The organism is Cryobacterium sp. Y57 (assembly GCF_002929505.1).
In the GTDB taxonomy this organism is placed as follows: domain Bacteria; phylum Actinomycetota; class Actinomycetes; order Actinomycetales; family Microbacteriaceae; genus Cryobacterium.
On sequence record NZ_PJJL01000041.1, the window covers coordinates 20,239 to 27,072 of the forward strand.

The window sequence follows — 6,834 nt, forward strand, 5'->3', positions numbered from 1 at the left end:
TCCTGCGATCCGTCACAACCACAGAAGGAATCAACATGAACAAGAAGGCACGAAGAACAGCACTGGCGCTGATTGGCGGCGCCGTGTCCATCGGATTGCTCCTGACGGGGTGCTCACCGAGTTCGGACGGCGGCTCCGCCCCGGGGGCGGTCAGTCAGGACGACATCGACACGGCGATGACCACCCCGACCAAGCTCACGTTCTGGACGTGGGTACCCGACATCGAAAACGAGGTGAAACTCTTCGAGGAAAAGTACCCGGCTATCGACGTCACCGTCGAAAACGTTGGCCAGGGTCTGCCGCATTATCAGAAACTGCGCAGCGCGATCGAGGCGGGCGAGGGGGCACCGGATGTCGCGCAGGTCGAGTACCAGTACATTCCATCGTTTGTCCTCAACGATTCTTTGCTCGATCTGACATCTTATGGTGCCGACGAACTCTCGGCCGACTACGTCGACTGGGCTTGGAACCAGGTGTCGCCGGACGCTGCGGTGTGGGCGATCCCACAGGATGTCGGTCCGATGGGCCACCTCTACCGGGAGGACATCCTGGCCAAGGCTGGCATCACCGAACCGCCTGCAACCTGGGACGACTACGCGACCGCGGCGAAGGCCGTGAAGGATTCGACCGGCTCGTACATCTCGAACTTGGGCGCAACTCAGGCGGGCCAGATGATCGGCTTCTTCTGGCAGGCCGGAGTCAAGCCGTTTGGCTACGACGGCAAGGAGACCGTGACCATCGACGTCAACAGTGACGGTGCCAAGAAAGTCGCCAGCTACTGGACCAGCCTGATTCAACAGGACCTCATCTCCACCGACGTCGACTTCCAGGACCAGTGGTATCAGGGGCTGGCAAATGGGAAGTACGCCGGCTGGCTTACTGCCGCGTGGGGTCCCATCTTTCTTCAGGGCACGGCCGAGAGCACCTCTGGCCTCTGGCGCGCGGCGACCTTGCCGCAGTGGAAAAAGGGCGAGAAGGTCTCCGGCAACTGGGGCGGATCGTCCGACGCGATACTCGCATCCAGTAAGAACCCCATCGCCGCGTATGAGCTCGCGAAATTCATCAACAACGATCACGAGTCGGCGATGAAGCTCGCGACGGAGCAGTTCCTCTTCCCACCGCAGGTCTCCGTTCTGGAAGATCCTGCGTTCGTCGATCAGAAATCGGAGTTCTATGGGGGTCAACAAGTCAATAGCTTGTTCGCCGACATCTCGAAGACAGTCGACACCGACTTCCAATGGGTGCCGTTCATGGACTACGTCTATTCCACCTATGAGGAGACCATCGGTTCGGTGATCGCCGACAAGGGGGACCTCGCTGCGGCACTTCACGCCTGGCAAGACCAGCTTGTTAAATACGCGAAAGCTCAGGGATTCACGGTCAAATGAAGCCCGCGGCGCGCCCGCCGTGTCGTAACGGCGGGCGCGCCGCACCCCAATCGGCCGGCTGATCGTGCCAAGCCGCCAACTACCAACAGAAGGAGCCGCCATGACGCAGTCCCCGGCGCTCAGCGGCGAGCGCGCCGACTTTCCAGTGCTGCCACGGCGGCGTACGAGCTCGGCCAAACGTAAGCAGCACCGCGCCGCCTACCTGTTTCTGCTGCCGTTCTTTGTTGTGTTCGTGACGATGCTCGTCGTGCCCCTCGTCTACGCGGGATACCTGAGCTTGTTCGAGAGCAAGCTCATCGGCGGCGAGACGTTCGCTGGATTTGCCAACTACGCCCGGGCTCTCACCGATCCTGCATTTCTGGGCGGTCTCGGCCGGGTCGGACTGTTCTTCGTCGTGCAGGTCCCCATCATGCTCGGCCTGGCGTTGTTCTTCGCGCTGGCACTCGACAGCGCGCGCGCCAGGGGGTCGAAGGCCATTCGACTTTTCATCTACATGCCGTACGCCGTGCCTGCGGTGGTTGCCACGCTGATGTGGGGTTACCTGTACGGGCCAGATTTTGGTCCGATCGCCCAGATCGCACGTGCGGTCGGATTCGGAACACCTGATTTTTTATCACCGGGGAGCATCCTCGGCTCGATGATGAACATCGTCACGTGGGAGTTCGTCGGCTACAACATGATCATTATGTATGCGGCCTTAAGGTCCATTCCCGCTGAACTATACGAAGCCGCGGAGATCGATGGCGCCGGTCAGTTCCGACTCGCCTGGAGCGTCAAGATCCCCGCCATCCGACCGGCAATCATGTTGACGGTGATCTTTTCAATAATCGGCTCATTCCAGCTATTCGCCGAACCGAGCCTGCTCAATGCGATCGCCCCGAATGCAATCACGAACTCGTTCACCCCGAACTACTACGGTTACAACCTCGCGTTCATCAATCAGGAGCTCAACTATGCGGCCGCCATCGCCTTCCTTCTCGGGATCGTCATCGCCGTGGTGTCATATGTCGTGCAACTCAGCGAAGAACGTCGCGAGCGACGTGAAATGAGGTTGTCATGACATCACTCGACACGCGATCGATTGTCACGACCGGAGGTGATGCTACCCCGCGTCGCAAGGGTCGCCGCTTTGCGCCAGAGCGGAGGCGGAGCCTCCTGCTCACGGTGCTGCTATGGCTGTGTGTGCTGTATTTTGTGCTCCCGCTCTGGTGGCTGTTCGTCTCGGCGACCAAAAACAATGCCGCACTGTTCTCCACGTTCGGGTTGTGGTTTGGTGGGGACTTCGCGCTGTGGCAGAACTTGCATTCCCTGTTCACGGTTCGGGACGGCATCTTCCTGCAGTGGATGGTCAACACACTCTTCTACTCGGTCACGGCAGCGCTGGGCGCGACGCTTCTGGCGACGATGGCGGGCTACGCGTTCGCGAAATATGACTTTCCGGGTAAGAAGGTGCTGTTTAGTGCGACCCTGGGCGCGGTAATGATCCCACTCACCGCGCTGGCCCTTCCGACCTACCTGTTGTTCTCGAAAGCCGGACTGACAGATACACCGTGGGCGGTCATCATCCCGTCGCTGGTGAGCCCATTCGGGGTCTACCTGATGAGGGTCTACGCGGCGGACGCCATCGACGACAGCCTGCTCGAGGCGGCCCGGGTGGACGGTGCCGGCGAATTTCGGATCTTCCGCCAGGTGGGCCTACGCCTGCTCGGCCCCGGCCTGGTGACGGTGTTCCTGTTCTCGCTCGTGGCTACCTGGAACAACTACTTCCTGCCGTTGATCATGCTCAACAGCTCCGACCTTTATCCCATCACGGTGGGCCTTGCACAACTCCAGTCGGCGGCATCCGCTGGCGGCGGCTCGCAGGCGCTGTTCTCCACGGTCATCACCGGGTCGTTCGTCTCGATCCTCCCGTTGGTCATCGCCTTCCTGTTCCTGCAGCGTTACTGGCAGTCGGGCCTCGCCAGCGGTGGGGTCAAGGGTTGATCCCCTCAAATATGCTCCAAACAACGACGGTATGGAAGGACTAATGATGACGATCTGGTACGGCGGCGACTACAATCCGGAACAGTGGCCAAGGGAGGTATGGGACGAGGACGTGCAACTCATGGACCGAGCGGGCGTCTCGCTCGCCACCGTTGGGGTGTTCTCCTGGGCGCGCCTCGAGCCGCGTCAGGGAGAGTACGACTTCGGGTGGCTTGACGACGTGCTCGACCTGCTCCACGCCAACGGTGTGCGGGTCGACCTCGCCACGGCCACCGCGTCTCCACCGCCATGGCTCGCGGCCCGGTATCCGGAGACCCTGCCGGTGACCGAGGTCGGCGTGACGTTGTCCGTCGGGAGTCGACAGCAGTACTGTCCGAGCTCGCCCGTGTATCGAGAGCGGGTGCGGGAACTCGTAGTGCGCATCGTCGATCGTTACGCCGACCACCCCGCGTTGGAGTTGTGGCACGTGAACAACGAGTACGGATGCCACGTTAGCCACTGCTACTGTGACGTGTCCGCGGCCGCGTTCCGCGAGTGGCTGCGTGCGAAGTACGGTCGTATTGATAAACTCAACCGGGTCTGGGGAACGGCGTTCTGGTCGCAGGGGTACGGTTCGTTCAAGGAAGTGATGCCGCCACGGGCGACGCCGACCTTTCGCAATCCGACTCAATTGCTCGACTTCGACCGGTTCTCCAGCGACGAGCTCCTGGCCTGCTACCGGGCAGAGGTCGGGATTATCCGCGGACGGTCCTCGTTACCCGTGACCACCAACTTCATGGGCTTCTTCAAACCAGTGGACTACTGGGCGTGGGCGGCGGAGGTTGACATCGTGAGCGATGACACCTATCCAGACCCCGCCGACCCAGACTCACCGGCGTACGCGGCGATGGTTCGTGACCTCATGCGGTCTCTCGGTGGTGGGGCGCCATGGCTGCTGATGGAACAATCGCCGAGCGCAGTCAACTGGCGCCGGCAGAACGCGGCGAAGGCTCCAGGGCAGATGCGGGCCTGGTCGTACCAGGCGGTGGCCCGAGGCGCCGACGCGATTCTCTTCTTCCAATGGCGGCAATCCGCAATCGGCTCCGAGAAATTCCACTCGGGACTCGTGCCGCACTCCGGCACCGACACTCGGTTATGGCGAGAAGTCGAACAGCTCGGTCAGGAACTTGCGGCCCTCTCCGGCCGGTTCGGCGATGAGGCGATCGGCGGAAGCCGCGTGTCATCGACCGTCGCCATCACGCTCGACTGGGACAGTTGGTGGGCCATCGAGCAGCCCGCTTCGCCGACGGACGTCTCGTACGTACAGACGCTGTTCGCCTGGCACCGCGCCCTGACATCGCTGGGGCTCGCCGTCGACTTCGTGCGCTCCGATGGAGACCTGTCGGGATACCGTCTCGTCATTGCCCCTGCGCACTTCGCCGCCACCGATGCGCAGGTGCAGAATCTGGCTTCGTTCGCAGAGACGGGCACTCTCGTCGTGGGGTTCGGGACCGCGATCACCGACGAGAACCTGCACGTGCGGCTCGGCGGCTACCTCGGCGAACCGCTCCGGCGTGCGCTCGGGGTCTGGATCGAGGAATTTGCGCCACCCGCAGCCGCAGACCTGCAGAGATTCGGCTCAGGAAAGGTACCGGCGCTTCCGCTCGACGGTGAGGTGTTCGGCGGTCCTGCGGCCGGACACGTCTGGGCAGAATACCTGCGGGTCGAGGATGCCGAGACGCTCGCGACCTTCACCGACGGGGCGCTCGGCGGCTGGCCGGCGGTGACCCGCCGTCAAACTGGCGGCGGAGCCGGCTGGTACGTGGCCACACTTCCGGAACCCGTCGCACTGCGGCGGCTCGTCGAACAAGTCGCCCTGGACGCTGGCATCGAGTTACCGTCCGCGGTGGCGAGCGGCGGGCAGGTGGAGGTGGTTCGCCGAGGCGGGTCGCTATTCGTGATCAATCACGGCGCGGATGACGCGGAGTTACTCGTCGACGGCACCGACGCTCTGACTGGTACATCGACATTAGGGATGCGGTTAGCACCTCAAGGAGTCGTCATTATCGTCCCGGTCCACGTTGGAGACGGGAGAGATCGAGCTGCACTCTGACGCCAGCATGCCCAGCGTTCATCCATGGTCGGCTTTGGACCCAACTTTGCCCGTCGAGTTTCTGACGCTATCTGTCGTGCCTTCCTCTGCGACGCAGCGAAGATCAATTCTCTCAATATTTTGATCTTCCGCAGTATTACGGACAGCACGGGCTCGGCGCGTGGCGCTACCGGACAAGTAAGGTACTTTACTTCCAAGAGTTGGCCGCGACGGCCTCACCGACGTCGTCGGCGACGTTGACGTGCAGACCACAGCACCCAAAACCGAACATGCCGACGCAGCACCCGGCGAGAGTTTTGATGCGGCAGAGAACGAGAGACAGACGTCCGCGGGCGAGTGACCGCCTCATAATGGCGTCTCGGGCTACGTCGGTGCCCAGCCTGTGCAAATGTCGGCGAGGAACGCCGGGAGGTAAAGGTCCTGGGGGGTGGTGCCCCATGCGTTGGTTAGTGTCTTGGTCCAGACCTCGCTAGCTGGAGTCAGGAGACCCGCAAGCGCGCCGATCTTGGAAAACAACATTTGATGCCTTTGCGTAGGAGCACCTTATAATCAAGGAACCTGCAGAGGCGCGACCTTGTGTCTCTCTGCGCCAGGTCGGCTCACAGTATCCGCGATTATGAACCTATGAGCAATGGTGGAGAGACAGTCTTCGAGTACGTGATGATCCCAGATCCCGCGGACGCCCGATTGTTCGTGGAACTGTCGAGTTATGGCGCCGAGCTCAGTGCAGCTCATCATGCTCTCAACCTTGCGAGCAAGGGCAACGAGGACTCCCCCATTCGGGATGCTGCGGCATATCTGATCGTGCCGACATGGTTGCCGGGGGTGCCCGACTGAGTTTGATCAACGCGACAGATGCCGACTTCGATCCGCGGACGAAGCGCTCACGCTATCCCACCTCAAACAAGCTGCATTGGACATCAACACCGCTGCGCGGTGACTGAAATCGCGCTTCGCACTCGATCTGATCTGATCAAGCCAGAGATCGTGCCCCTGCAGCGCTGGAGGAAAAGAATGGGGACTGCGGAGGAAAATGAGTTCCACAGTCGCCGACGATCCGCGCCTTGCTGGTTTTCGTGAACAGCCCGACCAAAGGGCCGTTCGCGAAACTGTTCACGAAACGGCCCGGTTGGAACAAAAAGAAATCGCTCCTGAGGATTCTCAGGAGCGATTCTGGTTTAAGCGGGGTGTTCGTGGAGTTGTGTTGGCGATTCGTCGACCGAGACCGTGTCGCCGGTGGTTTTTTGTGTTTTGGGGCGCGTCGGATTGTTCGGAATGCGGGAGGCGTGCCTGACCTGCCGCGGATATCTCGGACAGCGGGCCCTCTTAAAATGAGGGATCACTGAAAGTAGAGATCAGCATGACCGCAGC

The 6,834-nt window shown here is 61.4% G+C and carries 6 protein-coding genes; 5 read left to right on the forward strand and 1 reads right to left on the reverse strand.

Features of this window, described 5'->3' with window-relative positions; translation table 11 throughout:
• Positions 1-35 precede the first annotated feature (35 nt).
• The 4 genes from CXY72_RS01450 (at position 36) to CXY72_RS01465 (ending at position 5,463) form a co-directional block, all read left to right on the forward strand.
• Positions 36-1,388 carry an ABC transporter substrate-binding protein gene (locus CXY72_RS01450; RefSeq protein ID WP_233197591.1) on the forward strand — a complete coding sequence of 451 codons (1,353 nt, stop codon included), beginning with the start codon at positions 36-38 and terminating at the stop codon, positions 1,386-1,388.
• Positions 1,389-1,488: 100 nt separating this feature from the next.
• Complete coding sequence (locus tag CXY72_RS01455; RefSeq protein WP_104125954.1) at positions 1,489-2,448, forward strand: carbohydrate ABC transporter permease; 960 nt, start codon at positions 1,489-1,491, stop codon at positions 2,446-2,448.
• Positions 2,445-3,371, forward strand: coding sequence for a carbohydrate ABC transporter permease (locus CXY72_RS01460; RefSeq protein WP_104125955.1), 927 nt, complete (start codon positions 2,445-2,447; stop codon positions 3,369-3,371). Before CXY72_RS01455 ends, CXY72_RS01460 begins: the two co-directional genes overlap by 4 nt.
• Positions 3,372-3,414: 43 nt before the next feature.
• Positions 3,415-5,463 carry a beta-galactosidase gene (locus tag CXY72_RS01465; protein WP_104125956.1) on the forward strand — a complete coding sequence of 683 codons (2,049 nt, stop codon included), beginning with the start codon at positions 3,415-3,417 and terminating at the stop codon, positions 5,461-5,463.
• 187 nt (positions 5,464-5,650) lie between these two features.
• On the opposite strand, the gene CXY72_RS19425 is transcribed toward CXY72_RS01465, so the two are convergent.
• On the reverse strand, positions 5,651-5,812 hold the full coding sequence (locus CXY72_RS19425; protein WP_158252432.1) for a hypothetical protein: 162 nt from the start codon (positions 5,810-5,812) through the stop codon (positions 5,651-5,653).
• A gap of 275 nt (positions 5,813-6,087) precedes the next feature.
• On the opposite strand from CXY72_RS19425, the gene CXY72_RS01470 reads away from it, so the two are divergent.
• On the forward strand, positions 6,088-6,300 hold the full coding sequence (locus CXY72_RS01470; protein ID WP_104125957.1) for a hypothetical protein: 213 nt from the start codon (positions 6,088-6,090) through the stop codon (positions 6,298-6,300).
• The last annotated feature ends 534 nt before the right edge of the window (positions 6,301-6,834 follow it).